Genomic DNA, 25,663 nt, shown 5'->3' on the forward strand with positions numbered 1-25,663 from the left:
CGCCATTTACCTTGCATTTTCATGAATTGAGTCTCTGACGAGACGGAATCGTTTGGGCGGAGGGACCGATGTCTGAACCGTATCTCTCGGAAATCAGGATGATGTCATTCATCTACGCGCCGAGAGGCTGGGCCCTTTGCAACGGCCAGGTGCTGCCGATCAATCAGAACCAGGCACTGTTCTCGCTGGTTGGCACGACCTATGGCGGAAACGGCACGACGAATTTCGCGCTGCCCGACTTGCGGGGAAAGGTACCGCTGCATATGGGCTCGGGCTTCACGCTGGGGCAGGCCGGTGGTGAAACGTCCCACACGCTGACGATTTCCGAGATGCCGCAGCACCCGCATACGTTTCAGGGCACGACCAACAATGCCGACAGCGCCGCGGTCACCGGAAATCTGATGGCGACCTCAGCCAACCTTTATACGGCCGCGGCCAATCTGACGACGCTGGACCCCAGCACCGTCGGCTACGCCGGGAGCTCGCAACCGCACGAGAACGTGCAGCCCTATCTCACGCTCAGCTTCTGCATCGCCTTGCAAGGCGTCTTCCCCTCCCCGAACTGAAGGAATCGTGCCATGGGCCAGCCTTACATCGGCGAGATTCGTATGTTCGGCGGAAATTTTGCGCCGAACGGCTGGATGTTCTGCCTGGGACAAACCCTGGCGATCTCCCAGTACGAGACATTGTACAACCTGATCGGAACCACATATGGCGGCGACGGCCAGGAAACCTTCGATCTGCCGAACCTGCAAGGCCGCCTGCCGCTGCACCAAGGCAGCACCTTCAGCCTGGGCCAGATCGGCGGCGTCGAGCAGGTGACGCTGACCACACAGCAACTGCCGACCCACTCGCACCCGATGGCGGCATCCCTGAACCCCGCGACCGGCAGCACCGTGACCGGCAATGTCGTGGGTGCCGTGGGAGCGACCCAGATTTACCGCGAGGTCGCGGCCGCATCGCTGATGGCGAATCAGGCCTGCACGTTCATGGGCGGCAACCAACCGCACAACAACATGCAGCCTTACCTCTGCATCAATTTCATCATCTCGTTGTACGGCATTTATCCGAGCCAAAACTAGGACGGGACCAATGTCTGATCAATTCGTAGCGGAGATCCGCATTTTCCCGTTCAACTTCGCACCGGTGGGATGGGCGATATGCAACGGCCAATTGATGCCGATCTCGCAGAACACCGCGCTTTTCTCGCTGCTCGGCACCACCTATGGCGGTGACGGCAAGAGCACCTTTGCGTTGCCCGACCTGCAAGGCAGCGCACCGATGAATCCGGGGCAAAGTTTCGGGAGCTTGTATTATCTCGGACAGGCGGGCGGCACGACGACGGTGACGCTGCTGCAAACCGAGATGGCCCAGCACAACCACGGGGTTCTCGGCAACATCAATCAGTCCGAGCTCGCCACGCCCAGCCCGACGCGATCGCTGGCGCGTGCAAACCCGGGTCAGGCGTATAGCGACACGCCGACCAATATCTCGCAGTTCTCGGCCACCAGCTCGATCTTGCCGACCGGCGGCAGCCAACCCCACAACAACCTGATGCCCTACCTCACCTTGAACTTCTGCATCGCGTTGCGGGGAATTTTCCCGCCGCGCAGCTGAACCGGCCATGACGAATGGTTTGAGCACCGATACGGCCGCCGCGGCGTTCGGATGGATACGCGCCGCGGAGGCCGGCCTCACGTTCCGTCGGATCACGGATGCCGACCTGCCCTTCCTGGCACGGCTCTACGCCTCGACCCGCGCCGAGGAGCTGGCGGTGACGCCATGGAGCGCGGAGCAGAAAGCCGCGTTCCTCGCCATGCAGTTCCAGGCGCAGCACGCGCATTACCAGCGATACTATCCGACCGCCGACTGGCTGGTGGCAATGCGTGGCGGCGAGGACATCGGGCGCCTTTATGTTGACCGCTGGCCGAGCGAGCATTGCGTCATCGATATCGCCCTCCTGCCGGAGCATCGCGGCTCGGGTCTCGGCAGCGCGCTGATGCGCGACCTGCTCGATGAGGCCGCCGCGGCCGGCAAGGCCATGTCAATCCATGTCGAGAAGTTCAATCCCGCGATGCGGCTTTATCGCCGACTCGGCTTCGTCACCGAGGAAGACAAGGGCGTCTACGACCTGATGCGCTGGCGCGCGGCGGAAACGTCCGGCCATCAGGTGAAAATCGCCTGATAGCCGTTGCCGTCGGCGAGCGGCCCGATCGGTACCAGGAACATCTCGATCACGCCTAATGCCGGATGCCGCACCGCATAGATCGCCTGCGGCAACCACGCGCCCTTCGGTCCGGCAAACAGCAGCGAGAACGCACCGCCCGGCCGGCCGCTGTTTCCGGCGGGCTCGACCTTGGCGAGCTTCAGCACCACGACGCGATCCGCCGCCTGCATCTCGAACTCCATGTCCTGATGCGGCGTGAAGTCATCAATTTGCAATTTCGCGAGGTCGACGGTCGATGTCATGCGATGCCCCTGTTGATCCCGAAGCTGTAGCACGCCGCACGCGACGCCGCTCGACAAAATGACCCGAAGGGTAACTCGGATGTAAGCGCCCCGCCTCTTCCCTCCATCGTTCCCGCCGCGCAGTTGCGCACCGGGGACTGATACGAACTCTTGCCAAATGCACCTGGATGGTCGTGAGATGCTGCGTGCAGGCAAAGCCGGGAGATTGCGATGGACGATCACACCATGCGCATGGCGCTGGAGCGCCATTGGGACGCTTCGGACGCGAGCGATTTCGAGCGCGAGCATGAAATCTACGCCGCGGATGCCGTGCTCGACTATCCGCAATCGGGCGAGCGGATCCGAGGTCGGCGCAGCATCCAGGAGAGCCGAACGGTTCAGCCGAACAAGAAACGCTTCACGATCCGGCGCATGATTGGCGGCGGCGATCTCTGGATCACCGAGTTCGTGCTGACCTACGACGGCGTTCCGTTGCACACGGTGAGCATCATGGAATTCCGCGACGGACAGGTGGTCCACGAAACGCAGTATTTCGCGGACCGGTTTGAGCCTTCGCCCTCGCGCGCTCATCTCGTCGAACTCATCGGCACAACCTAGTTCCGCGCAAGCGCGACCATCCGATCGGAGCGTCGTCGACTGCGCCGAGACGTTGTCTGCTCGTCTTTACGGGCCACGCCTGTTGGCGCGGTCCGCAAATGCATTGGCATGTCTGCCGAGCGTTACCACGATTTTAGCTACCTTTCCCTCGAATTAATGTCTCGGACAGGCGCCCGTAATGCGGCAGCGATAGGTTTCTAGCATCGGTATGGGGCAGCCAATTTCAGGAGAAACATCATGCCAAAGGACAACAACACTCAACAGCGCAGACCCCTGTCGGCCCGGCGCGTCGCAATGCTTGGCTCCGTTGCGATGATCGGTGCGACCATCGCCCTGGCTGGGCCGCTGGGACATTACCAATTTGTCGAGCAAGCCTTCGCCGCAACTCCGACGTCGCAGACGCAAGGCCCGGCAGGCTTCGCCGACCTGGTCGCGAAGGTCAAGCCCGCCGTCATTTCGGTACGCGTGAAGCTGGACGAAGAGAGCAACGCCAACACATCCGGTCCGGACGTAGAGAACCTCCCTCCGTCCCTGCAAGGCACGCCCTTCGAAAAATTCTTCCGCCAGTTCGGCGACGGCATGCAGGGCGGCAAGCTGCAGCGCCATCAGGTCATCACCGGCGTCGGCTCCGGCTTCTTCATCTCCGCCGACGGCTATGCCGTGACCAACAACCATGTCGTCGATCATGCAAGGTCCGTGCAGGTCACGACGGATGACGGCACGATCTATACCGCGAAGGTGATCGGCACCGATCCGAAGACGGATCTCGCGCTCATCAAGGTCGATGGCAAGACGGACTTCAGCTATGCCAACCTCGAAAATCAGGTTCCGCGCGTCGGCGACTGGGTCGTGGCGGTCGGCAATCCCTACGGCCTCGGCGGCACAGTGACCGCCGGCATCATCTCGGCCGAAGGACGCGATATCGGTTCCGGGCCCTACGACAACTACATCCAGATCGACGCGCCGATCAACAAAGGCAACTCGGGAGGGCCGACATTCGACACCAATGGCAATGTCATCGGCGTCAATACCGCGATCTATTCGCCGTCCGGCGGCTCAGTCGGCATCGGCTTCGACGTGCCGGCGACGACCGTGAAGATGATCGTCGCCCAGCTCAAGGAACACGGCACGGTGACGCGCGGCTGGCTCGGCGTGCAGGTGCAGCCGGTCACGAGCGGCATCGCCGAAAGCCTCGGCCTGAAGCAGGCCCAGGGTGCACTGGTCGACGAGGCCCAGGCGGACACGCCGGCGGCACAGGCCGGAATCCGGCCGGGCGACGTCATCACATCGGTCAACGGCAACGCGATCAAGGACACGGGCACACTCGCGCGAGAGATTTCAGCGATGGCTCCGGGCAGCTCGGCGAAGCTCGACATCGTTCGCAAGGGTGAGACGAAGACGTTCACGGTGACGCTCGCCAAGATGCCGAACGAGACAAGGAAAGTGGCCCAGGCCGACGAGTCCGAGCAAGGCTCGAAGGGCATTCCTCACCTCGGTCTGGCGGTTGCCCCGGCAGGCGATGTCGGCGGCGCCGGCAACAAGGGTGTCGTGGTCACGGCGATCGAGCCGGATGGTCCGGCCGCCGAGCACGGACTGCAGTCCGGCGATATCATCCTCGACGTGGCCGGCAAGAGCGTCAGTTCTGCGGCGGACCTGCGCAACGCGCTCTCGGATGCGAAGTCCGAAGGCAAGCATGATGTCCTGATGCACGTAAAGACGTCGGACAACACCCACTTCGTCGCCATGCCGATCGGTTAGGCATGACACTGAGCTGCCGTCGCGTGTTGTCCAGGCGCGACGGCGGGGCTCGTTGTCAGGTACGCCGCAGCAGCCAGCGCGGCGCGCTTATGCGTTCAACCACTCACCGCACGGGCAAGCAATGAAGATATCCCATTTGCGCACGATCGGAATCGTCTGTGCAGCATCGACCGCCCTCGCCGGCCTGGCACTTGCGTCAGAAATCGCCGCCGGCCCTTCCAGGGCCGACCTCGCCCTTCTCGCGAGTGTGATCCAGCTCGTGCAGCAGGACTACGTGCATCCGGTCGACTCGGGCGAGCTTACCGATGCGGCGTTGAAAGGAATGCTGTCGCGTCTCGACCCGCACTCCTCCTACATGACCGAACCGGAATTCCGCGAGGCCCGAGAGGACATGAGCGGAAAGTTCGGCGGCGTCGGCCTCAAGATCATGGAGCACGACGGGTTACCGACCGTTCTTTCGCCGATCGACGATACGCCGGGTGCCGGTGCCGGCTTGCAGCCGGGCGACGCGATCGTTTCGGTCGACGGCCAAAGCACACGCGGCGTGGACCTGATGGAGGTGATCAGGAAAATTCGCGGGCAGCCGGGGACGATCGTGAGATTGACACTCCAGCGCGGCGACCAGCCGCGCTTCGAGGTGCCGCTCACCCGGCAAGTCATCGAAGTCCACAGCGTCAAATCCCGGCTCGAGGCGAACGGCATCGGCTATCTGCGGGTCAGCGAATTCGGCGAGCAGACACCGACCGAACTGCACCAGGCAATCTCGACGCTGACGCGCGAAGCGGGCGGCAAGTTGGCCGGCCTTGTCCTCGACCTGAGAAACGATCCCGGAGGCCTGCTCTCCGCAGCGGTTGATGTGTCCAGCGATTTCCTCAACGGCGGCACCGTCGTCTCGGTCCGCGGACGCAACGGAAACGACGACCAATCGTTCACGGCTCCTGCAACGGGTGCCTTGCTGCCGGACACTCCGATGGTCGTTCTCGTCAACGGCGCCTCCGCATCGGCGTCCGAAATCGTCGCGGGCGCATTGCAGGATCGCCATCGCGCTACCGTGATGGGGACGCAGAGATTCGGCAAGGGATCCGTCCAGACCATCATCCCGATCAAGGATCATGGTGCCTTGCGACTGACCAGCGCGCTCTACTACACCCCCTCGGGCCGCTCGATTCAGGGCGACGGGATTACACCCGACGTCATCGTCAAGGCGGCCAAGGACGAACAAGTTGCGAACTCCCTGGTTTGGCGCGAAGCCCAACTCCACGGCGCGTTCGCCAATCCCGGGATGCGGCCAAATCCCGGCGCAACGCCGGATACCAACGGCGCACCTTCAGAAGCAGCTTCACCGCCCATCAAGGAGCAGTTGATCGGGACGGACCGGGACACCCAGCTCAAGGCAGCACTGAACCATCTCGAACACTTGCCGGCCGGAAATCCCGCCGTCATCCGCACGAGTGTCCCGGGATGATGGTTTTGTGCGGCGCAGGATAGGCGGACGTGATTCAGGACGGGTTGGCTACAAACGACCAGGCAGCAGCCCATCCGGCCCGGAGAGGTTCACAATGACGGACGAAATATCCGGCTTGATCCGCAGGTCATGGCGCGTGCTGGCCGGCTGGATGAGCCTGATCGGCGCATCGCTGATCGGGTTCCTGCTCACTGAAGGCACATCGTATCACCACCTCGCGACAGGCATTCTGCTCTGCTCGTCGACGCTGTCCATCCTCTTGGTTCTGTTTGACGGTGCATGGCGGTTGTTCGTCGGCAACGAGCGATAAGCTCTGCCCCCAGGCGAGCGATTTCGTATCGCCAGCCGGAATCCACCGCCCGGACGCGGTGCTCGATGGTCGGCTGCACCGATGCAACGGCGAACGCCGCGACGGCTACATGCCGTGGCTCTCGAACACCTTCTTGCAACTTCGGCTCAGGCTATCGCGATTGGTCTGAAGGCAGTTCTGCACGGCGCCGTCATTGCCGAGGTCCTTGCGGCAGAAACGCTGTGCATCGCGCGAGCACGCGGATTGTTCCGACTTGGTGCCGGCGTGCTGGGCCACTGCGGCACCGCTGTTCATCACGGCGACGGCACAAATTACCGCAATCGAAGAATAGCGCATCGTGAATTCCTCCCGCTGCCCAACGGCGGCGGCGGCGCTTCGTTCCTGGGGAACCCTCGATTCGACGGCAATCTACGGCGCCAGATACCGCAGCAATTCCGGATCGTTGCGCACCTCGCTTGCGCCGCCCTGGAGCGCGACGCGGCCCCGGTCCAGCACATAGGCGTAGTCGGCGACGCGCAGCGCGAGGTCGAGATGCTGCTCGACGATCACGACCGAGATGCTCTTGGCAAGCTCGATCAGCCGCTCGGTGATCTCCTCGATCACGCCGATCCAGACCCCCTCGGTCGGCTCGTCCAGCAGCAGCAGCTTTGGATTGCCGAGCATGGCGCGGCTGATCGCCAGCATCTTGCGCTCGCCGCCGGACAGCGTGCCGGCCGGCTGGTCGAGGCGCTGGCCGAGCTTCGGGAAGATCTCCATCACGCGATCGACCGCACCGGCGTCCGAATTGACCAGCGAGCCGACCGCAAGGTTGTCGCGCACCGACAGGCGGGCGAACACCGAATGCTCCTGCGGCACATAGCCGATGCCGGAGCGCACCCGTTCCTCGGTGCGGCGCCGGGTGATGTCGCGACCGTCGAAGAACAGCTCGCCCTGCGAGCTTGCGAGCTCACCGACGATGGTCTTCATCAGCGTGGTCTTGCCGGCACCGTTGCGGCCGAGCACGGCAACGCCGCCGCGCCAGGGAATGCCGATGTTGACATCGAACAGGACCTGGCTGCGGCCATAACCGGCATCGAGATGCCTGATATCGAGGAAGGTTTGCTCAGGCACGGCGAAGATAAATCTCCTGGACGTTTCTGTTGGCCTGGATTTCCGCGACCGTCCCCGACGCCAGCACCTTGCCCTGGTCGAGCACGGTGAGGCGGTCGCAGATGTCGCGGATGAAATCGAGATCATGTTCGACGATGACGAGCGAGCAATGCTCTTTGATCGGCTGCAACAATTCGCCGGTGACGCGGCGCTCCTCGAGGCTCATGCCGCCGGTCGGCTCGTCCAGCAGCAGAAGCCGCGGCTTCCCGGCCAGCGCCATCGCGATCTCGAGCCATTGCTGCTGGCCGTGCGACAGCGCCGCCGCCGCGTCATGCGCCCGATCGGCGAGGCGGAACTGGGTCAGCATCGTCATCACCTGATCGTGCAATTTCTTGCGGGTGCGCGACAGCACGAGGTCGAACAGCGAGCAGTGCGCCTGCAACGCCAGCAGGATGTTGTCGTACAGCGTCAGCGTCGGCAGCACCGAGGTGATCTGGAATTTCAGGCTCATGCCGGCGCGGGCGCGCTCGGTCGGCGTGAACGCCGTGATGTCGGTGTTGACGAAGGAGACCTTGCCTGTCGTGGGGACTTCTGCGCCGGCGACGCATTTCATCAGCGTGCTCTTGCCCGAGCCGTTGGGGCCGATCAGGCCGTGAAACTCGTTCTCGCCGACAGTCAGCGCCGCACCGTCGAGCGCGGTGAGCTTGCCGAACACCTTGCTGATCCCTGAGGCCTCAAGGAGCGGCATTGCCGGTCTCCTTTTTTGGTGCTTTGCCGAAGCTGCCGACCCGCTCGCGCTCGCCGAGCACGAAGGAGATCAGCCCGAGCGGACGGAACATGATCACGAGCAAAAGCAGCACGCCGAGAATGATCGGCCAGATGTCGCGGTAATTGTCCGACAGCCAGAACGAGACGCCCTCGATGATCACGGTGCCGATCACGGCGCCGATCAGCGTGCCGGAGCCGCCGAACAGGACGTAGAGCACGACCTGGGTCGAGAACACGACGCCCAGCATGTTGGGCCAGACGAAGCCTTCGTGGAAGGCATAGAGGCTGCCGGCAAGACCGGCGATGGTGCCGCCGATCGCGAAGATGATCGCCTTCAGATGCTGCGCCTTGTAGCCGAAGAAGGCGATGCGCTGCTCGTTCTCGCGCAAGCCCGCGAGCGCCAGGCCGAATTGCGAGCGGACCAGGAAGCGGCACAGCAGGTAGACCACCACGAGGATACCGAGCACCATGTAATAGTAGATCGGCCCTTCCTCGAGCTCGTAGCTGCCGAGGGTGAGCGGCGGGATCGACGGGATGCCGTTCTGGCCGCCGAGATAGTACCAGCCCCGCGCCAGCCGATCCGCGGCATAGGATCCGGTGAGCGTGCCGAGCGAGACGAAGATCACGCTGGAGGGATAGCGCCCGAGCAGCAGGAAGCCGCCGAGCAGCAGCGCCGCGGCAAGGCCGATCAAGGTGCCGGCGGGCAGGATCAAGAGGATCGAGGTGACGTTGAGATCGCGCGCCAGCAGCGCCACGCCGTAGCCGGCGGCGCCGAAGAACAGCGCCTGGCCGAAGCTCATGATGCCGGCATAACCCCACACCAGGTCGAACGACAGCGCGAACAGCGCGAGGATCACTACGCGGGTCGCGAACACCGTCAGATAGTCCTGCAGAACCCATGGCAGGACCAGTGCGATCAAGAGCACCAGTCCTTCCACGATCGGCAGGACCTTCCATCCTGCCGATGCCTGTCCCGCCGGCGCGCTTGCGGCCGGTGTACCCTCACCCGTCACGACATCCTCGCTGATGCGTGCGACGGCCTCTCTTGCTCCACTCATCGATCGCTCAGCATTCCTTGGGATCAACAAGACCGTCGCTGCGCGCCACGATCTCATAGTTCCCGCCTTTGGCAACAGCGGTGTACATCTTCATCTTGCAGTGACGCTTGCCCGGAACCATTTCGGCCGGTCCGCCGGGCCCTTCGGCGATCTTGGCGTGATCGAGCGCGGCGGCAACCGAGTCGCGGTCGACCTTGCCGGCTTCCTTGACCGCCGCCTCCCACAGCTTGAGACCGCGATAGGTTCCGGTGGCGGCGCTGCCGGCCGCGAACAGGAAGTTGCCTGGGAAGTCCTTTTCATACGCTGCCTGCAGCTTGGCGTCGAACGGATCCTCCTTGGTCAGCACCTTGAAATAGTCGAGGCAGCTTGCCAGCCCCTCGATCTCGTTGGCCTGATTGATGTTGAGGGTGTTCTCGTCATAGTAGACGCAGGCGAGCCGGCCACCGTTCTTGAGGAAGCCCGCTTCATAGAGCTGCTTGAAGAACGGGCCGACGCCGGGCGGGATGACGGTGTTGAAGACGACGTCGACCTTGTTGGAGATGATGCGGTTGACGGTCGACGAGAAGTCGACCTGGTCGAGCGGGTAATACTCCTCGAACACGACCTCGCCGCCATTGTCCTCGATCACCTTGCGGGCATAGACGTTGAGCGTGTGCGGCCAGACATAGTTGGCGCTCGGCAGCGCGAACTTCTTGCCGCCGTTCTTGATCAGCCAGGGAATGAAGGTGTCGCATTGCTGCGCCGGCGTCGGGCCGGTGCAGAACAGATAGGGCGTGCACTCCCTGCCCTCGTAGAGCTGCGGATAGATGTAGAGCGTCTTGCCGCGCGCCACGATCGGGTCCTTGATGGCGTTACGCATCGAGGAGGTGATGCCGCCCAGCACCATGTCGACCTTGTCACGCTGGATCAGCTTGCGGACATTGCCGACCGCGACCGATTCGTTCGAAGCGGTGTCCTCGATATAGAGCTCGAGCGGGCGGCCGAGCAGGCCGCCGCCGGCGTTGATCTCCTTGATCACCATCTTGGCGACGTTGGCGTCGGCATTGCCGGCATAGGCGATCGGGCCGGTCAGGTCGGTCGCGATGCCGACCTTGATCGGGCCTTCGGCGGCGTTGGCCCAGTCGGGCCTGACGACCCAGCTGCCGACCCCGGTCGCGAGCGCGCCGGTCGCGAAGGCGAAATTGCTCATGAAGCGGCGGCGCGTCAGATTCATGCGTTCGATCGACATGGTGATTAGACCCCTTTCCCAGCAATGAGGCCTTGCGGCCGGAATTTGATGAAGGCGATGGCGAGCACGAAGACCAGCACGTCGGCGACGACCGGTGACATGACCCATGGCAGCGCCGCACTGAGCGTGCCGATCACGCCGGCGCCGGCGACCGGACCGATGAAGGAGCCGACCCCGCCGACCATCACGGCGACGAAGCCCTGGATCAGGAAACGGATGCCGAGATCGGCAAACAAGCTGAACACCGGCACGATCAGCGCGCCGGCAAGCCCGGCCAGCGCCGCGCCGAATGCGAAGGTCGCGCCGTAGATCAAGGGCGTCGAGATGCCTGATGCGCGCGCCAGCGCCGGGTTCTCCAGCGTGGCGCGGACCCGCAGCCCGAACGAGGTGCGCGCCAGCAAGAGATAGCAGCCGCCCATCACCAACAGCGTGATCACGATGATGGTGAAGCGCCAGGCCGAGATGTGGACCGAGCCGAGGTCGATCGAACCGCCGATCGGCTCCGGCACCGTGAGATAGAAGCCGCCGATCAGGCCGCGCACGCTCTCGCGGATGATCAGGCCGAGCGCATAGGTGCCGAGCATCGCCACGATCGGCGCCGCGTAGAAGCGCCGGATGATCAGCGCTTCCAGCACGAAGCCGAGTGCGCCGACCACGAACGGGGCGGCGACCATGCCGACCCAGACCGGCGCGCCATGGGCGTAGGCCAGATAGGTGACATAGGCCCCGAGCAGGACGAATTCGCCCTGCGCGAAGTTGAAGATGCCCATCATGCTGGCGATGATGCCGAGCCCGAGCACCACCAGCACGATGATGGCGCCGAAGCTCACGATCTCGAACACCGCGGCAAAGATGCTAGCCATGGTGCCCCATCCGTCGACGTTGCGTCTGCGACAAGCGGCGCCTCACATCTTCTTCCAGTCGCCGGCCTGCTCGAAGGCATGCGCGGCGCGGTAGATGGTGCTCTCCTCGAACATCCGCCCGACCAGCATCAGCCCGACCGGCAGGCCATCGACCATGCCGCAGGGCAGCGACATCGCCGGATGATGGGTGATGTCGAACGGCGCGGTGTTGGAGATCATCTCCAGCGCGCGGGCGACATATTCCTCGCGGCTCGCATTGGCCTCGGGCAACTTGGTCGCCTTCATCGGCGTGGTCGGCATCAGCAGGAGATCGTAATCCTTGAACGCCTTGTCGTAGGCCGCGGCGAGGCGGCGGGAGATGTTGAGTGCCTTGCCGTAGAAGCGCGGGCCGAAATTGTTGTTGATGTAGGTGCCGAGCATCATGAACAGTTTGGTGGTCTCGGACAGCGAATCCGCCTGCCGGCGCCAGCCGCGATGGTGATCCATCAGCGCGGTCGAATAGAGATCGCCGCGGCTGAGGCCGTAGCCGTCGCCGAACATCATGGTCTGGGTCAGGCCTTCGGTGCCGATCGGGGTCCAGATCGCGCCGCCCGCCATGTGCATCGGAATCGACACCGTCTCGACGCTGGCGCCGAGATCCTTGAAGCGCTTCGCCGCCTCGCGCACGCTTTCGTTGACGGCGGCTTCCGCGGTCGGCTGCTCGAAGCCTTCCTTGAGGATGCCGATCTTCATGCCCTTGACGCCCTTGCCGAGTGCCTTGGTGTACTCCTCGACTTTCGGCGCCTTGATGCGCGGATCATAGCCGTCGTCGCCGGCCAGCACTTCGAGCAGCAGCGCGTTGTCTTCCACGCTCGCGGTCATCGGGCCGGTATGGTCGACATAGATCTCGATCGGCATGATGCCGGTGTAGGGCACGAGGCCCCAGGTCGGCTTCATGCCGTAGGTGCCGCAGAACGAGGACGGCATGCGGATCGAGCCGCCCTGGTCGCCACCGATCGCCATGTCGACCTCGCCGAGCGCCACCACGACACCCGAGCCCGACGACGAGCCGCCGGCCGAATAGCCCATCTTGTGCGGATTGTGCACCGGCCCGTAGGAGCCGGTGTGGCTGCCGCCGGACAGGCAGAAATGCTCGCAATGCGTCTTGCCTTTGATCTCGGCGCCGGCATCCAGCATCCTGGTGACGATGGTGGCGTCGAAGTCGGGAATAAAGCCTTCCAGCGTCGACGAGCCGTTGGTCATCGGCACGCCGGCCAGCATGATATTGTCCTTCAACGCCACCGTCTTGCCCTTGAGCTTGCCGGAGGCCGCGCCCTTCACCGTCGACTTGCAGTACCAGGCGTTGTGCTTGTTATCCTCCGGCGCCGGGCGAGTGCCGGGCGTGCGCGGATATTTCACTTCGGGGAGTTCGTCCGGCATCTGGGCGACGAGGTTGTAGGCCTCGATCGAGCCCTGCATCAGGCCTCGGAACGAAGCCACGTCCTCTTCGGTCAGGGACAGGCCACACTGCTCGGCGACGGCACGAAGTTGCGTTGGCGTGGGAAGGACGACGGTCACGGCGCTCTCCTGAAGCTTTTGATCCTTGGATGTTCCCTCGGCACGGGGCAGCGGCCGCGCAATGCCCCGCGCGAACCGCCCCACCCCGCCGCTGTATTGAAAACGGAAATATTTTCCTTTTCAAGGATTATTTCGCAAGACCTTCCGACGAAGCTGGCGGACCCCGGCTCAGATCGACTTGATCACCCTGAAGTCGAGGCCGTCGGCTTCGGCAAGATACATCGGCATCCTGACATGGCCGCTGCGTACCGTGACCGGACCGCGCGGACCACGATAGACCAGGTTGTCGGCCGCCGCGAGCAGCGGCCGCGTGTCCAGCGTGCCGGCCCGGTTGGCGGCGGCCTCCAGCAGGCAGAAGCCTTCATAGGCCGACTCGCCGCACGATCCGACCGGCGGCGCGAACGCACCGAACATCGCGCGATAGCGATCGCGGAAATCGTCGCCGGCGGGCGAGCCGACACCGGGGAAGTAGCCTGAGGCGCAGAACAGGTTCTCGGTCCGGTCGGCACCGATGCCGAGCAGCACCGTTTCGTCGACGCAGCCGGCAAGGCGCAGCGTGGTGGCGGCGAGCCCGGCATCGGCGAAGGCGCGATTGAAGGTCACGCTGTCGGTGCCGATCAGCGAGATCAGCACCACATCGGGCTTGGCGGCGCGGATCCGCTCCAGATGCGCCTCGTGATCGTCCTCGCCGACCGGCACGAACTCCTCGCCGACCACGAGCCCCCCGGTTTCCTTGATGTAGCGCTTCACCGCGCGGTGCGACTGCCATGGCCAGACATAGTCGCTGCCGATCAGGTACCAGCGCGCGGCGCGCTTGGCCTCGGCCAGCCAATGGATCGACGGCCGCATCTGCCAACGCGGTGTCTCGCCGATCGCGATCACGCCCGGCGTCCGTTCGCCGCCCTCGTAGACCGGCGTGTAGATGTAGGGAATCCTGCTGCGGGTGATCAGATTGCGCAACGCGACGCGCACCGCGCTGGTGTGCATGCCCATGATGAGATCGACGTCGTCGGAGGCGATCGCCTGCTCGGCGCGGTCGCGTACGTCCTCGAGCGGCCCGCCGGCATCATAGACCGAGAGCTCGACCTCGCGGCCGAGGATGCCGCCGCGACGATTGATGTCGGCGACCGCAAGCTGCGCGCTCGAAGTCGCGGCCGGCCCCCACATGCCCGGCGAACCGGTGCAGCAGACGAAACCTGCGACCCGCAGCCGGTTGCGCGCACCGCGCGGACCGAACCCGCTGCGGTCCATCGGAGAAAACACCCGATCGGAGGCCGGCGCCAGATTCCTGAACAGCAGGGATGGCGGGAACGGGAGGCCGCCATTCCTGCCGTTCAGGCTTCCGGCCCTGACGTTGCGCGTCGAATGCACAGCTGCTCCTGTCTGGCACCGGTACGCCCTGGGCGAGCGCGGCATCGCGCTTGCGGACGACGGTGCCAAGCTAGATCGTCTTGATCACATTGAAGTCGAGACCGTCGGCTTCGGCAAGATAGATCGGCATCTCGGCGCGGCCGTCGCGAAGTGTGACGCTGCCACGGGCGCCACCATAGACCAGGTTGCGGGCTGCGGCGGACAGCGGTCCCGTCGACAGCGAGCGGGCCCGGTGGGCCGCCGCCTCGAGAAACCGCATGCCCTCATAATTGGACTGCCCGACCGATCCGATCGGGGGCGCATGCGCTCCGAACATCGCACGGTAGCTGGTCCGGAAGTCGTCATTGGCGCGGGAATCGATGCAGCCGAAATAGCCGGAGGCGCAGAACAGGTTCTCGGTCGCGTCCGGCCCGATGCCGAGCAGCACGGTCTCGTCCATCGCACCCGCATAGCGCAGCGTGGTGGCGGCCAGGCCCGCCTCGGCGAAGGCCCGATTGAAGGTGATGCTGTCGGTGCCGATCAGGGTGATCAGCACGACGTCGGGCTTGGCGGCGCGGATCCGCGCCAGATGCGGCTCGTGATCGTCCTCGCCGAGCGGGACGAATTCTTCGCCCACCACCTGGCCGCCGGCCTCCTTGATGTAGCGCTTCACCGCGCGGTGTGACTGCCAGGGCCAGACATAGTCGCTGCCGATCAGGTACCAGCGCTGCGCCTTCTTGACTTCGGTGAGCCAGTGGATCGCCGGTCGGCTTTCGGCGCGCGGCGTCTCGCCGATCGCCATCACGCCGGGCGTCCGCTCGCCGCCCTCATAGACCGGCGTGTAGATATAGGGGATGCGGCCCGCGGTGACCTTGCGCAGCGCGAGGCGGACCGCCGAGATATGCGAGCCCATGATCACGTCGATCTCGTCGAAGGCGATTGCCTGCTCGGCGCGGCGCACCACCTCCTCGATCGGACCACCGGCGTCGTACATCGACAATTCGATCTCGCGGCCGCGGATGCCGCCGCGCCGGTTGATCTCGGCGACCGCGAGCATGACGCTGTTGGCGGAGATCGGGCCCCAGATCCCGGGCGCCCCGGAAAAGGTGATGAAATTGCCGACCCGAAGCTTGCTGTCGGTGCCGCCGCGGCGCGAGGAGCCCGGCTTGACGGTCAAAGCGACATCGGCCGCGCAGGACGACGGAGTTCGAAACAGGTGCGGCGGCGGGACGGGCAAGCCGCCATACGCCTGGGAAGAGACCGTCGAGAGCACGCCAACTCCTGTCTGGGAAGCAGTACGCAACGCAGCCAGCGGGGCGGTCGCGGCATCCGCCCTTTGGTTGGGGGAATATCCTAGGGGAAAATATTGAATATTCAACAATTGAAGTGCATATAGAAACGGCAAGCGTTGCCGGACATTCATTCACCGGGTCAGGAACCAGGTCTCACGCCGTGGCTAAACCGCCGAAAGAAAATTCCCCGATCACCGAACACCTCGCCTACCTGCTCGCGCAAGCCAACCGGGAGATCAACCGGCAGTTGGAGACGCGATTGGCCAAGGAAGGCGTGCCGGTCGAGCAGTGGCGCATCCTTAAAGTGCTGTCCGACGGCAACGGCCACTCGATGGGCGAGCTTGCCGATGCCGTGCTGCTCAACCATCCGACGCTGACCAAGATGATCGACCGCATGGTGTCGGACGCGCTGGTCTACCGCGTGCAGGACCCGAAGGATCGCCGGAAGGTGCTGATGTTCGTCTCCGACCGCGGCAAGGCGCTGTGCCGGCGGCTGAACTCGCTGGCGGTGAGCCAGGAGGAGCACATCGTCGAGAGCTATGGCGACAAGTCGACCACCGAGCTCAAGCGCCTCTTGGAAAGCCTGATCGGCAGCGCCAACTAAGACGATCGCGGCCGCCCGCTACGAGGCGGCCTCGTCCTGCGCCACCAGACCGGATGTCCGGACCGGCTTGAGGGCGGTCTCAGCGATCGAATCGCTCAGACGGTTGCCGAGGATCATGATCGCGCACACCACATAGCAGCCGATTCCGACCGCGAATGTCGCTGTTATGCCGAACTGGATCGACAGCGCCATGCCGAGCACGGAGGCGAGCATCGAGGTGATGCCGTTGGTGCTCCAGAAGAACGGCAGCAGCCCTTCATGCCGCCGCCAGATGCCGAGGCCCAGCGGGAACATCATGCCCATGCAGAAAGCCGGCGGCGCCAGCAAGGCGATCGACACCAGGATGCGGATCTCGGTCGGCGCCGACCGCGACCAGGCGGTGACCGACGGCGTCAGCAGGCCCACGGCCACTAGCGTCGCGACCAGCGTCACGAGGCGGACGATCAGCACCGCCGGCCGCGCCGGCGTCGCGCCCACCGTGCCACTGCCGATGCCTCCGAACAGCAGGATCGTGAACAGCACGACGCTGAGCCCGTAGACGGGGTGGCCGAGGAACACCATCAGCCGTTGCATCTGCGAAATCTCGATCAGCATGAAGCCGAAGCCGATTGCGGCGAAATAAGCCACCGGCGGCGCCAGCGTCGCCACCGGCGTCCGCCGCGCCAGGCGCATGAAGGGAATGCCGATGTAACAGATGCAGATGCCGATCTGGAACACGAGCACCCATTTGATGACGCTGATCGCAGCGTTGTTCTGCAACTCGAAGCCGCTTTTGCTGAACAGATCGGCGAGCCGCACGGTATAGAAGAAGAACGGCTTGTCGTCGGTCGAAGCCGCGATGTTTTGCGGCAATGAATCCAGGAAACGCTGGTCGGCCTTGCCGGACAAGAGGGTCGAAGTGACGGTGTCATAGGCGATCCCGGGCCCGAGCAGCAGCTTGAATCCCTCCGCGACCAGCCGGTCGCGCGCGCCCTGCCACTGCGCCGCCGTGAACGCCTCGGGACGGATCATCACCGTGACGATGTCGCCGACATTCGCTGCAATCACATGCTGCGACAGTTCGGTCGCCGGCACGCCCTGACGCTGCAACGCCTCAGTTGCGATCGCAATCAGGCGATAGAACTCGCCGCGATAGACCGTCGGCTGGTACCAGCGCGACACCGAGAGCATGCCGCCCGGCTTCAGCGCGCGGAAGAAATCGTCCCACGCCTCCACCGTGTAGAGCCGGTTCTCGGTCAATGTCAGCCCGCCGGCCGCGGTGGTGGCCCAGGTATCGATCAGCGAGATCTGGATCAGGTCGTAGCGATCGGGCGAATGATTGATGTAGCTGCGCGCTTCGGCATTGACCAGCGAGACGCCGGGCCAGCGATCGAGGTGACCCGAATAATCCGCGAACTTGTTCGTCAGCACCTCGAAGATCGCGGGATTGATCTCGATGCCGCGAATCCGCTGCGCGCCGAAATAGAGCGCGGAGAGCACGTCGCGGCCGCCGCCGACGCCGACCACGGCGACGTCATCCGGCCGTTGCTGCACCAGATAGGGCGCGTTGATGACGTCGTGCTTGAGGTACGACACCTTGGCAAGATCGCCGGAGAAGCGGGTGATCGGCGTTCCCGCGTCGGCATCGATGTCGAGATAGAGCTGCTCGACCTTGGCATCCGGGGGACGCGCGAAGCTCCAGCCGAACGGGATCGAGAGCCCGAGATCGGTGACGCGGATGCGCGAATAGGTATTCCAGCGCTCGAACAGCGTTCCGGTCTGCGGAGTGCCTTTGGCCCAGGTCACGCCGAGATGGCTGCTGCCGGCTGCGGCAAGCGCGGTGTGGAGCGCGGCGAGTGCGGCAAGGCCGAGCGCGGTGTTGCGGCTTAGGCTCAGGCTGCTTCGGTCCTCGCCGTGACGGACCACGAACCAGCCGGCCGCCGCGGCGCCAGCGCCGATCCAAAGCGTCGCGCTGACCGGATCGATCACCAGCAGCACGAAGATGATGCCGAGGCATCCGGTCGCGGCGCCGAGCAGGTCGGCGGCATAAAGCCAGCCGCCGACATAGGGCAGCCGGGTCAGCAGCAGCGTGATGCAGATGCCGCCCTCGGCGAACGGAATGGTGAAGCCCAGCGCCACCACGCCGAGTGCAGCCATGGCATAGTTGCTGGGCGCGACCATCGGCGCGCACAGGAACGCGCACATCACGGCGACGCCGCTGATCGCGAACCGCGCGGCATGGCGGGCGAACTCCGGCCCCACACGCCCCGGCGCATAGCGGTCGGGATCTTCATAAACCCGCATCGCACCGCGCGTCAGCCCGAACATCGCAAGCGCGATGGCGCCGAAAGCGAAATGGTAATGCACCATCACGCTGAAGAAACGGGTGATCAGGATCTGATAGGCCAGTGTGGCCGACGCCAGCACGAAGATCGCCGGATAGTAACGGCCGGGCATTGTCGTCACGGTCTGCAAAGCGCGGGCCTCCCCGATCGAGCCTTGACCAAAGAGAGGCCTTGATGCGCTTGACGGCTCGTCCAACACGCCCGGCAATATTGGGACACGGAGCACTAACAAGTGGTTGATCGAAAGCCTAACATCGCCTTTGGGTGGCAGATGGACCGATCGACGGCTTAGTGCCGGGTTCGTGGGAACCCAAATGCGCCGAAAATACCTACGGACTGTCGCCGCCAGGCGGCGGCGCGAGGGTTCCAACAGAAAAGCCTGGTCGATATGTCGGGATCCCGGCCGCCTGCTCGTCCTCCGGATGCGCTTGCGCGCGGTGCCGGCTTTCCTCTCCCTCGATTACAAGGATTCTCTCGCCATGACATCGATCACGCCGTTCCTGTGGCTCGACAACAACGTCCGCGATGCCGTCGCGTTCTACAAATCGGTGTTTCCGAACGCCGAAATCGAGACCGTCAGCGACTTCATGGCAAGCTTCGAGCTCGAGGGGCAGCGGTTCTACGCGCTCAATGGCGGCCCGCAGCACAAGTTCAACGAGGCGGTGTCGTTCTTCCTCAGCGTCGAGACCCAGCAGCAGGTCGACTACTTCTGGGAGAAGCTCACCGACGGCGGCCAGGAATCGCGCTGCGGCTGGCTCAAGGACCGGTTCGGCCTGTCCTGGCAGGTGGTCCCGACCGCGCTCAGCCGCTACCTCAGCGACCCCGACCGCAAGGCCGCGGACCGCGTCATGCAGGCGATGCTGAAGATGCAGAAGATCGTGATCGCCGATCTCGACAAGGCGTATGCGGGGTGAGCGGCGATGCGACGGCGGCACGTCACCGCTTGCAGCGGCTTACGCATGCCTGTCGCGGCAGACCGTAGGGTCGGCAAAGCGGCTTGTCCGCCGTAGCTCGAAGAGCGAGGGCGGAAGCGTGCCCAGCGTCGAGAGCAGCGCATGATAGGGTGGGCACGCTTTCGCTTTGGCCACCCTACAATCGCGATGATTGCAGCCGGTTACGCGTACCGGCCGTGGCAGTGCTTGTACTTCTTGCCCGAGCCGCAGGGGCAGTCCTCGTTGCGGCCGACCTTGCCCCAGCTCGTCGGGTCGTTCGGATTGCGATCGGCGGCGGACATGGCCGGCGCCAGCGAGGCCTGGGCGTAGGTCGCTTCGCTCAGGCTGGCGCGGGCGAACTCGTCCTCGCCGGTGTTGGGATCGAGCTTGTGCGCCTCCATCAACGGCAGCGGCTGCGGCGGCTCCTCGGGCGGCACGATCTCGACCCGCATCAGCTGCGCGGTGACCGCCTCGCGCAGATGCGCGCTCATCTCCTGGAACAGGTTGAAGGCCTCGGTCTTGTACTCCTGCAACGGATCGCGCTGGCCGTAGCCGCGCAGGCCGATCACCTGGCGCAGATGGTCGAGCATGATGAGATGCTCGCGCCAGAGATGGTCGAGCGTCTGCAGCAGGATGGTCTTCTCGACGTAGCGCATCACGTCGGGGCCCCATTGCGCGACCTTGGCCGCCATGCGCTCGTCGACATGGTTCTCGATGCGGGTGAGCAGCTCCTCGTCGGCGATGCCCTCTTCCTTGGCCCATTCGTCGACCGGCAGGTCGACATCGAGCACGCGCTTCAGCTCTTCCTTCAGCCCCGCAGTGTCCCACTGCTCGGCATAGGCGTGCTCGGGGATGTGCTTGGCGACGACGTCCTCGACGAAGGCGTGGCGCATGTCGGTCACGGTCTCGACCACGCTGTCGTCCTTCATCAGGTCGACGCGCTGATCGAAGATCACCTTGCGCTGGTCGTTCTGGACGTTGTCGAACTTGAGCAGGTTCTTGCGGATGTCGAAGTTGCGTGCCTCGACCTTCTGCTGCGCCTTCTCCAGCGCCTTGTTGATCCAGGGATGGATGATGGCTTCGCCTTCCTGCAAGCCGAGCCGTTGCAGCATGCTGTCGAGCCGGTCGGAGCCGAAGATGCGCATCAGGTCGTCTTCCAGCGACAGGAAGAATTTCGAGCGGCCGGGATCGCCCTGACGGCCGGAGCGGCCGCGCAGCTGGTTGTCGATGCGGCGGGATTCATGGCGCTCGGAGCCGATGATGTAGAGGCCGCCCGGCTTCTTCACCGTCTTGGCGGGCTTGTTGCCCTTGGCCGGCTCGACCTCGAAATCCTCTTCCGCCTTCAGCACGATCTCGCGGAAGCGCTCGATGTCGGCCTTGATCTGCTCGATCTTCTTCGCCTTCTCCGCCTCGTCGGTGATGCCGGCGGCCTCCTGCTGGATCCGCATCTCGAGCGAGCCGCCGAGCTTGATGTCGGTGCCGCGGCCGGCCATGTTGGTCGCGATCGTGATCGCGCCGGGCACGCCGGCTTCCGCGACGATATAGGCTTCCTGCTCGTGGAAGCGCGCGTTCAGCACCGCGAACAGCTTGGCCGGCTTGCCGGCGCGCGCCGCGGCATAGAGCTTCTCCATGCCGGATTCGGAGGTAAAGTCGATCTGCTTGTAGCCGTGCTTCTTGAGGTAGTCGGCCAGCACTTCCGACTTCTCGATCGACGCGGTACCGACCAGCACCGGCTGCAGCCGCTTGTTGGCGCGCTCGATCTCGGCAAGGATCGCCGCGTATTTCTCGTTTTGGGTGCGATAGACCTCGTCGTCCTCGTCGAGGCGCGCCACCGGAAGGTTGGTCGGGATCTCCACCACCTCGAGCTTGTAGATGTCGAACAGTTCGTCGGCTTCGGTCAGCGCGGTGCCGGTCATGCCGGACAGCTTCTGGTACATCCGGAAATAGTTCTGGAAGGTGATCGAGGCCAGCGTCTGGTTCTCGGGCTGGACCGTGACGTGCTCCTTGGCTTCCAGCGCCTGGTGCAGCCCTTCCGAATAGCGCCGGCCCTGCATCATGCGGCCGGTGAACTCGTCGATGATGACGACCTCGTCGTCGCGGACGATGTAGTCCTTGTCGCGGGTGAACAGCGTGTGGGCGCGCAGCGCCTGGTTGACGTGATGCACGACGGAGACGTTCTCGACGTCGTACAGCGAATCGCCCTTGAGCTGGCCGGCATCGCGCAGCAGGTTCTCGAGCTTCTCCATGCCGGCTTCGGTCAAGGTCACCGTGCGCTGCTTCTCGTCGACCTCGTAGTCGTCCTTCTTGACCAGCTTCGGCATGAAGGTGTCGATGGTGTTGTAGAAATCCGAGCGGTCGTCGAGCGGACCGGAGATGATCAAGGGCGTGCGCGCTTCGTCGATCAGGATCGAGTCCACTTCGTCGACGATCGCGTAGAAATGCTCGCGCTGGACCATGTCTTCCAGGCGATACTTCATGTTGTCGCGCAGATAGTCGAAGCCGTATTCGTTGTTGGTGCCGTAGGTGATGTCGCAGGCATAGGCGGCCTTGCGCTCGGCGTCGTCGAGGCCGTGCACGATCACGCCGGTGGTCAGCCCGAGGAACGCGTAGATCTGGCCCATCCAGCCGGAGTCGCGGCGGGCCAGGTAGTCGTTGACGGTGACGACGTGGACGCCCTTGCCGGCGAGCGCGTTGAGGTAGACCGCCAGCGTTGCGACCAGCGTCTTGCCTTCGCCGGTCTTCATCTCGGCGATGTCGCCCTCATGCAGCACCATGCCGCCGATCAGCTGAACGTCGAAATGGCGCTGGCCGAGCGTCCGCTTGGCCGCTTCGCGCACCGTGGCGAAGGCCGGGACCAGGAGGTCGTCCAGCGTCTTGCCGCTCGCGAGCTGCTGCTTGAATTCGGCGGTCCGGGCCTTGAGCTCGTCGTCGGAGAGCTTGATGAGCTCGGGCTCCAGCGCGTTGATGGCGCTGACGCGGGACTGATAGCCCTTGACCCGACGGTCGTTGGCGGAGCCGAAAAACTTGCGGGCGAGCGCGCCGATCATGCGAAATTCCTGTTCTTCGGTCTCGAGTTCGGTCTTGGTTTACAGCCTGAGATGGTCCAACGGGTCGCCTATCAACTCACCGTGACGCGCTACGGCTCGAGCCCCGACCCGGGGCTCCCTAGCCAATTGAGTGGGAAACAGGCCGACCTGGGTTCAACGGCAAAAAACGCAGCAAAATAAGCGCTCTCACCGCCGACACGGTCGGCCAGAGATATGGCCCGGTCGGGGGGTTGTCAACGCTGGCAAGATGTCAAGGAATTCATCATTTTGACACGACTTTCGCGTTGCCAATGTAACACGATTGGGCGAGTGTCCGCCCCGCTCGAGCTTCCCCCCTTTAGACCAAGGATTTTGCATGACCACCTCGCCCCCGGAATCCAAGACCGGCCTGCGCCTCGGCCTCGCCACACTGGCCGCCACGGGCTGTCTTGTCGCAGTGCTGGCTGCGGGCCTTCCGGTCCGCGCCGCGGAGTCCGACCCGGTGCTGGCGAAGGTCAACGGTTCCGAGATCCATGCCAGCGACGTGGCGCTCGCCGAAGAGGAACTCGGCCCGAGCCTGCAGCAGATGGACCCCTCGACCCGCAAGGACAACGTGCTGTCCTTCCTGATCGACATGAAGATCGTGTCCAAGGCCGCCGAGGACAAGAAGATCGAGAACAATGACGACTTCAAGAAGCGGCTCGCCTTCACCCGCAACCGCCTGTTGATGGACAGCCTGCTCGCCAGCGAGGGCAAGGCCGCGACCACCGACGATGCCATGAAGAAGGTCTACGACGAGGCCGCCAAGCAGATCACCGGCGAGCAGGAAGTGCGCGCCCGCCACATCCTGGTCGAGACCGAGGACGAGGCCAAGGCGATCAAGGCCGAGCTCGACAAGGGCGCGGATTTCGCCGAGCTCGCCAAGAAGAAGTCCAAGGACCCCGGCGCCTCCGACGGCGGCGACCTCGGCTTCTTCACCAAGGAGCAGATGGTGCCGGAATTCTCCGCGGTCGCCTTCTCACTCGAGCCGGGCAAGATCTCCGACCCGGTCAAGTCGCAGTTCGGCTGGCACATCATCAAGGTCGAGGAAAAGCGCAACCGCAAGGCGCCGGACTTCCAGCAGGTGAAGGCCCAGATCGAGACCTATGTGACCCGCAAGGCTCAGGCCGACTATGTCGCCAAGCTGCGCGAGGCCGCCAAGGTCGAGCGCATGGACAAGCCTGCCGAGACCGCGACGGACCCCGCAAAGGACGCAGCCGCGCCGGCCGATGCCGCCAAGGACGCGCCGAAGCCCGCCGACAACAAGATGGCACCGGCGAAGAAGTAAGCTTCGCGAAATAGATGCAGTTGCAGTGGCCGGGCATTGTCCCGGCCATTTGCTTTTTGGGATGCCGTTGTAGCCCGGATGGAGCGCAGCGCAATCCGGGGTAGGTCCATCCGCGGGTAAAGCGGCCCCGGATTTCGCTTCGCTGCATCCGGGCTACGGGACATCGCTTGAACAATTCATGACAGCGCGTTCGCATCACAGCCCTCTCCCGCTTCAGCCGGTGAGATGATATGCAGCGCTTCCCTCCCCGTAGCCGGAAGCTTGCCGATGTCCACCGTCGTCTCCCCCCTCGCCCCGCCTGACGTTCCCGAGATGCCCGTGATCGCGGGGGTGCGGCTTGCGACCGCTGCCGCCGGCATCCGCTACAAGGGGCGCACCGACGTGCTGCTCGCGCTGCTGGACAAGGGCACCACGGTGGCCGGCGTCTTCACCAAGTCGAAATGCCCGTCGGCGCCGGTCGAATGGTGCCGCGCCAAGCTGAAGGGCGGACAAGCGCGCGCGCTGGTGGTCAATTCCGGCAACGCCAACGCCTTCACCGGCAAGACCGGCAAGGCCTCGACCGCGCTGACCGCGCAGATCGCATCGAAGGCGGTCGGCTGTTCGACGTCGGACGTGTTCCTGGCCTCCACCGGCGTGATCGGCGAGCCGCTCGACGCCAGAAAGTTCGACGGCGTGCTGGCGCAGCTCGCCCAGACCGCGACGCCCGATCTCTGGTTGGACGCGGCCAAGGCGATCATGACCACCGACACCTTCCCGAAGGTCGCCACCGCGACCGTCAAGCTCGGCAAGGCCAAGGTGACGATCAACGGCATGGCCAAGGGCGCCGGCATGATCATGCCCGACATGGCGACCATGCTCTCCTTCATCTTCACCGACGCGCCGCTGTCGGCCGGCGTGCTGCAATCGCTGCTCAAGACCAGTGTCGAGGACACTTTCAACGCGCTGACCATCGACGGCGACACCTCGACCTCGGACACGCTGCTGGCGTTTGCGACCGGTGCTGCGGCGGCGCATGGCGCGCCGAAGATCTCGCGCGCCAGCGACCCGCGCCTGAAGGCGTTCGCCAAGGCATTCCAGCAGATCCTCGCTGATCTCTCCGAGCAGGTGGCGCGCGACGGCGAAGGCGCCCGCAAGCTGGTCGAGGTTGTGGTCGAAGGCGCGACGACAAAGCCGTCGGCGCGCAAGATCGCGATGTCGATCGCCAATTCGCCGCTGGTGAAGACCGCAATCGCCGGCGAGGACGCCAATTGGGGCCGCGTGGTGATGGCGGTCGGCAAGGCCGGCGAGCCCGCCAACCGCGACAAGCTCTCGATCTCGTTCAACGGCATCCGCGTCGCCAAGAGCGGCGCGCGCGATCCGTCCTACAACGAGAAAGAGGTGTCGGAGGCGATGAAGGCGCCGAAGATCCAGATCAAGGTCGCGCTCGGCCTCGGCAAGGCCAAAGACCGCGTCCTGACCTGCGACCTCACCAAGGAATACGTCGCGATCAACGGCGATTACCGGTCGTAGACGCTGCACGCCGTCACCAGCTCCGTCATTGCGAGGAGCGAAGCGACGAAGCAATCGATCCATCCGCGCACGCAGATAGATGGATTGCTTCGCTGCGCTCGCAATGACGGTGTTAGTCCCGTCATCCTGAGGTGTGA

The 25,663-nt window shown here is 64.4% G+C and carries 24 protein-coding genes; 12 read left to right on the forward strand and 12 right to left on the reverse strand.

Annotated elements, in window-relative coordinates:
• Positions 1-68: 68 nt before the first annotated feature.
• From ACVW17_RS05310 to ACVW17_RS05325, 4 genes are read left to right on the forward strand one after another with little or no spacing between them, the layout of a single operon-like run.
• A complete protein-coding gene (locus ACVW17_RS05310; RefSeq protein WP_456796824.1) occupies positions 69-566 on the forward strand; it encodes a phage tail protein in 498 nt (165 codons plus the stop codon).
• A 12-nt stretch (positions 567-578) separates the two neighbouring features.
• Positions 579-1,082, forward strand: coding sequence for a phage tail protein (locus ACVW17_RS05315; RefSeq protein WP_456750964.1), 504 nt, complete (start codon positions 579-581; stop codon positions 1,080-1,082).
• A gap of 10 nt (positions 1,083-1,092) precedes the next feature.
• Entirely contained in the window at positions 1,093-1,617 is a 525-nt protein-coding gene (locus tag ACVW17_RS05320) for a phage tail protein (RefSeq protein ID WP_456750965.1), read from the forward strand.
• A gap of 7 nt (positions 1,618-1,624) precedes the next feature.
• A complete protein-coding gene (locus ACVW17_RS05325; protein ID WP_456750966.1) occupies positions 1,625-2,185 on the forward strand; it encodes an N-acetyltransferase family protein in 561 nt (186 codons plus the stop codon).
• On the opposite strand, the gene ACVW17_RS05330 is transcribed toward ACVW17_RS05325, so the two are convergent.
• Positions 2,167-2,469: a DUF6916 family protein gene (locus ACVW17_RS05330; protein WP_456750967.1), complete on the reverse strand. Its 303-nt coding sequence runs from the start codon at positions 2,467-2,469 to the stop codon at positions 2,167-2,169. The genes ACVW17_RS05325 and ACVW17_RS05330 overlap by 19 nt on opposite strands.
• A gap of 210 nt (positions 2,470-2,679) precedes the next feature.
• Here ACVW17_RS05330 and ACVW17_RS05335 point away from each other — a divergent pair, with 210 nt between their 5' ends.
• The 4 genes from ACVW17_RS05335 (at position 2,680) to ACVW17_RS05350 (ending at position 6,599) form a co-directional block, all read left to right on the forward strand.
• Positions 2,680-3,066: a nuclear transport factor 2 family protein gene (locus tag ACVW17_RS05335; protein WP_456750968.1), complete on the forward strand. Its 387-nt coding sequence runs from the start codon at positions 2,680-2,682 to the stop codon at positions 3,064-3,066.
• A gap of 237 nt (positions 3,067-3,303) precedes the next feature.
• The gene (locus tag ACVW17_RS05340) at positions 3,304-4,824 is read left to right on the forward strand and encodes a Do family serine endopeptidase (protein WP_456750969.1); all 1,521 of its coding nucleotides are present in this window, start codon (positions 3,304-3,306) and stop codon (positions 4,822-4,824) included.
• A gap of 121 nt (positions 4,825-4,945) precedes the next feature.
• Positions 4,946-6,289, forward strand: coding sequence for a S41 family peptidase (locus ACVW17_RS05345; RefSeq protein WP_456796825.1), 1,344 nt, complete (start codon positions 4,946-4,948; stop codon positions 6,287-6,289).
• Positions 6,290-6,383: 94 nt separating this feature from the next.
• Positions 6,384-6,599, forward strand: a complete 216-nt coding sequence (locus ACVW17_RS05350) for a hypothetical protein (RefSeq protein ID WP_456750971.1) — start codon at positions 6,384-6,386, stop codon at positions 6,597-6,599.
• 105 nt (positions 6,600-6,704) lie between these two features.
• Here the strand turns inward: ACVW17_RS05350 and ACVW17_RS05355 are convergent, their stop codons facing one another.
• The 9 genes from ACVW17_RS05355 to ACVW17_RS05395 form a co-directional block, all read right to left on the reverse strand.
• Positions 6,705-6,893 (reverse strand): cysteine rich repeat-containing protein, encoded by a 189-nt coding sequence (locus ACVW17_RS05355; RefSeq protein ID WP_456756350.1) that lies wholly within the window; start codon positions 6,891-6,893, stop codon positions 6,705-6,707.
• Positions 6,894-7,007: 114 nt separating this feature from the next.
• Positions 7,008-7,709, reverse strand: coding sequence for a branched-chain amino acid ABC transporter ATP-binding protein (locus ACVW17_RS05360; RefSeq protein WP_456750972.1), 702 nt, complete (start codon positions 7,707-7,709; stop codon positions 7,008-7,010).
• Positions 7,702-8,436 (reverse strand): ABC transporter ATP-binding protein, encoded by a 735-nt coding sequence (locus ACVW17_RS05365; RefSeq protein ID WP_456750973.1) that lies wholly within the window; start codon positions 8,434-8,436, stop codon positions 7,702-7,704. Before ACVW17_RS05365 ends, ACVW17_RS05360 begins: the two co-directional genes overlap by 8 nt.
• Entirely contained in the window at positions 8,423-9,514 is a 1,092-nt protein-coding gene (locus ACVW17_RS05370; protein ID WP_456750974.1) for a branched-chain amino acid ABC transporter permease, read from the reverse strand. Before ACVW17_RS05370 ends, ACVW17_RS05365 begins: the two co-directional genes overlap by 14 nt.
• 7 nt (positions 9,515-9,521) lie before the next feature.
• The gene (locus tag ACVW17_RS05375) at positions 9,522-10,742 is read right to left on the reverse strand and encodes a substrate-binding protein (RefSeq protein WP_456750975.1); all 1,221 of its coding nucleotides are present in this window, start codon (positions 10,740-10,742) and stop codon (positions 9,522-9,524) included.
• Positions 10,743-10,747: 5 nt separating this feature from the next.
• A complete protein-coding gene (locus tag ACVW17_RS05380) occupies positions 10,748-11,605 on the reverse strand; it encodes a branched-chain amino acid ABC transporter permease (protein WP_456750976.1) in 858 nt (285 codons plus the stop codon).
• 42 nt (positions 11,606-11,647) lie between these two features.
• Positions 11,648-13,162 (reverse strand): amidase, encoded by a 1,515-nt coding sequence (locus ACVW17_RS05385; protein WP_456750977.1) that lies wholly within the window; start codon positions 13,160-13,162, stop codon positions 11,648-11,650.
• A 168-nt stretch (positions 13,163-13,330) separates the two neighbouring features.
• Positions 13,331-14,533: a substrate-binding domain-containing protein gene (locus ACVW17_RS05390; RefSeq protein ID WP_456750978.1), complete on the reverse strand. Its 1,203-nt coding sequence runs from the start codon at positions 14,531-14,533 to the stop codon at positions 13,331-13,333.
• A 70-nt stretch (positions 14,534-14,603) separates the two neighbouring features.
• A complete protein-coding gene (locus tag ACVW17_RS05395; RefSeq protein ID WP_456750979.1) occupies positions 14,604-15,785 on the reverse strand; it encodes a substrate-binding domain-containing protein in 1,182 nt (393 codons plus the stop codon).
• Positions 15,786-15,964: 179 nt separating this feature from the next.
• On the opposite strand from ACVW17_RS05395, the gene ACVW17_RS05400 reads away from it, so the two are divergent.
• The gene (locus ACVW17_RS05400) at positions 15,965-16,408 is read left to right on the forward strand and encodes a MarR family winged helix-turn-helix transcriptional regulator (protein WP_016847408.1); all 444 of its coding nucleotides are present in this window, start codon (positions 15,965-15,967) and stop codon (positions 16,406-16,408) included.
• A gap of 18 nt (positions 16,409-16,426) precedes the next feature.
• Here the strand turns inward: ACVW17_RS05400 and ACVW17_RS05405 are convergent, their stop codons facing one another.
• Entirely contained in the window at positions 16,427-18,844 is a 2,418-nt protein-coding gene (locus tag ACVW17_RS05405) for a hypothetical protein (protein ID WP_456750980.1), read from the reverse strand.
• A gap of 367 nt (positions 18,845-19,211) precedes the next feature.
• Here ACVW17_RS05405 and ACVW17_RS05410 point away from each other — a divergent pair, with 367 nt between their 5' ends.
• Complete coding sequence (locus tag ACVW17_RS05410) at positions 19,212-19,646, forward strand: VOC family protein (RefSeq protein WP_456750981.1); 435 nt, start codon at positions 19,212-19,214, stop codon at positions 19,644-19,646.
• Positions 19,647-19,846: 200 nt separating this feature from the next.
• Here the strand turns inward: ACVW17_RS05410 and secA are convergent, their stop codons facing one another.
• Positions 19,847-22,711 (reverse strand): preprotein translocase subunit SecA, encoded by a 2,865-nt coding sequence (gene secA, locus ACVW17_RS05415; protein WP_456750982.1) that lies wholly within the window; start codon positions 22,709-22,711, stop codon positions 19,847-19,849.
• 355 nt (positions 22,712-23,066) lie between these two features.
• On the opposite strand from secA, the gene ACVW17_RS05420 reads away from it, so the two are divergent.
• The gene (locus ACVW17_RS05420) at positions 23,067-24,017 is read left to right on the forward strand and encodes a peptidylprolyl isomerase (RefSeq protein ID WP_456796826.1); all 951 of its coding nucleotides are present in this window, start codon (positions 23,067-23,069) and stop codon (positions 24,015-24,017) included.
• Between the two features lie 267 nt (positions 24,018-24,284).
• Positions 24,285-25,526: a bifunctional glutamate N-acetyltransferase/amino-acid acetyltransferase ArgJ gene (gene argJ / locus ACVW17_RS05425; RefSeq protein ID WP_456796827.1), complete on the forward strand. Its 1,242-nt coding sequence runs from the start codon at positions 24,285-24,287 to the stop codon at positions 25,524-25,526.
• Positions 25,527-25,663: the final 137 nt, after the last annotated feature.

It is taken from the genome of Bradyrhizobium sp. USDA 4473, assembly GCF_054063335.1.

What these genes read in the sequence shown, in the direction of transcription:
- ACVW17_RS05330 (WP_456750967.1), bottom strand. Translation starts at nt 2,469, where the DNA reads ATGACATCGACCGTCGACCTCGCGAAATTGCAAATTGATGACTTCACG.
- ACVW17_RS05365 (WP_456750973.1), bottom strand. Translation starts at nt 8,436, where the DNA reads ATGCCGCTCCTTGAGGCCTCAGGGATCAGCAAGGTGTTCGGCAAGCTC.
- ACVW17_RS05405 (WP_456750980.1), bottom strand. Translation starts at nt 18,844, where the DNA reads ATGCCCGGCCGTTACTATCCGGCGATCTTCGTGCTGGCGTCGGCCACA.
- ACVW17_RS05410 (WP_456750981.1), top strand. Translation starts at nt 19,212, where the DNA reads ATGACATCGATCACGCCGTTCCTGTGGCTCGACAACAACGTCCGCGAT.
- ACVW17_RS05325 (WP_456750966.1), top strand. Translation starts at nt 1,625, where the DNA reads ATGACGAATGGTTTGAGCACCGATACGGCCGCCGCGGCGTTCGGATGG.
- ACVW17_RS05355 (WP_456756350.1), bottom strand. Translation starts at nt 6,893, where the DNA reads ATGAACAGCGGTGCCGCAGTGGCCCAGCACGCCGGCACCAAGTCGGAA.
- ACVW17_RS05420 (WP_456796826.1), top strand. Translation starts at nt 23,067, where the DNA reads ATGACCACCTCGCCCCCGGAATCCAAGACCGGCCTGCGCCTCGGCCTC.
- ACVW17_RS05310 (WP_456796824.1), top strand. Translation starts at nt 69, where the DNA reads ATGTCTGAACCGTATCTCTCGGAAATCAGGATGATGTCATTCATCTAC.
- ACVW17_RS05345 (WP_456796825.1), top strand. Translation starts at nt 4,946, where the DNA reads ATGAAGATATCCCATTTGCGCACGATCGGAATCGTCTGTGCAGCATCG.
- ACVW17_RS05335 (WP_456750968.1), top strand. Translation starts at nt 2,680, where the DNA reads ATGGACGATCACACCATGCGCATGGCGCTGGAGCGCCATTGGGACGCT.
- ACVW17_RS05370 (WP_456750974.1), bottom strand. Translation starts at nt 9,514, where the DNA reads ATGAGTGGAGCAAGAGAGGCCGTCGCACGCATCAGCGAGGATGTCGTG.
- ACVW17_RS05375 (WP_456750975.1), bottom strand. Translation starts at nt 10,742, where the DNA reads ATGTCGATCGAACGCATGAATCTGACGCGCCGCCGCTTCATGAGCAAT.
- ACVW17_RS05380 (WP_456750976.1), bottom strand. Translation starts at nt 11,605, where the DNA reads ATGGCTAGCATCTTTGCCGCGGTGTTCGAGATCGTGAGCTTCGGCGCC.
- ACVW17_RS05315 (WP_456750964.1), top strand. Translation starts at nt 579, where the DNA reads ATGGGCCAGCCTTACATCGGCGAGATTCGTATGTTCGGCGGAAATTTT.
- argJ (WP_456796827.1), top strand. Translation starts at nt 24,285, where the DNA reads ATGTCCACCGTCGTCTCCCCCCTCGCCCCGCCTGACGTTCCCGAGATG.
- ACVW17_RS05350 (WP_456750971.1), top strand. Translation starts at nt 6,384, where the DNA reads ATGACGGACGAAATATCCGGCTTGATCCGCAGGTCATGGCGCGTGCTG.
- secA (WP_456750982.1), bottom strand. Translation starts at nt 22,711, where the DNA reads ATGATCGGCGCGCTCGCCCGCAAGTTTTTCGGCTCCGCCAACGACCGT.
- ACVW17_RS05320 (WP_456750965.1), top strand. Translation starts at nt 1,093, where the DNA reads ATGTCTGATCAATTCGTAGCGGAGATCCGCATTTTCCCGTTCAACTTC.
- ACVW17_RS05340 (WP_456750969.1), top strand. Translation starts at nt 3,304, where the DNA reads ATGCCAAAGGACAACAACACTCAACAGCGCAGACCCCTGTCGGCCCGG.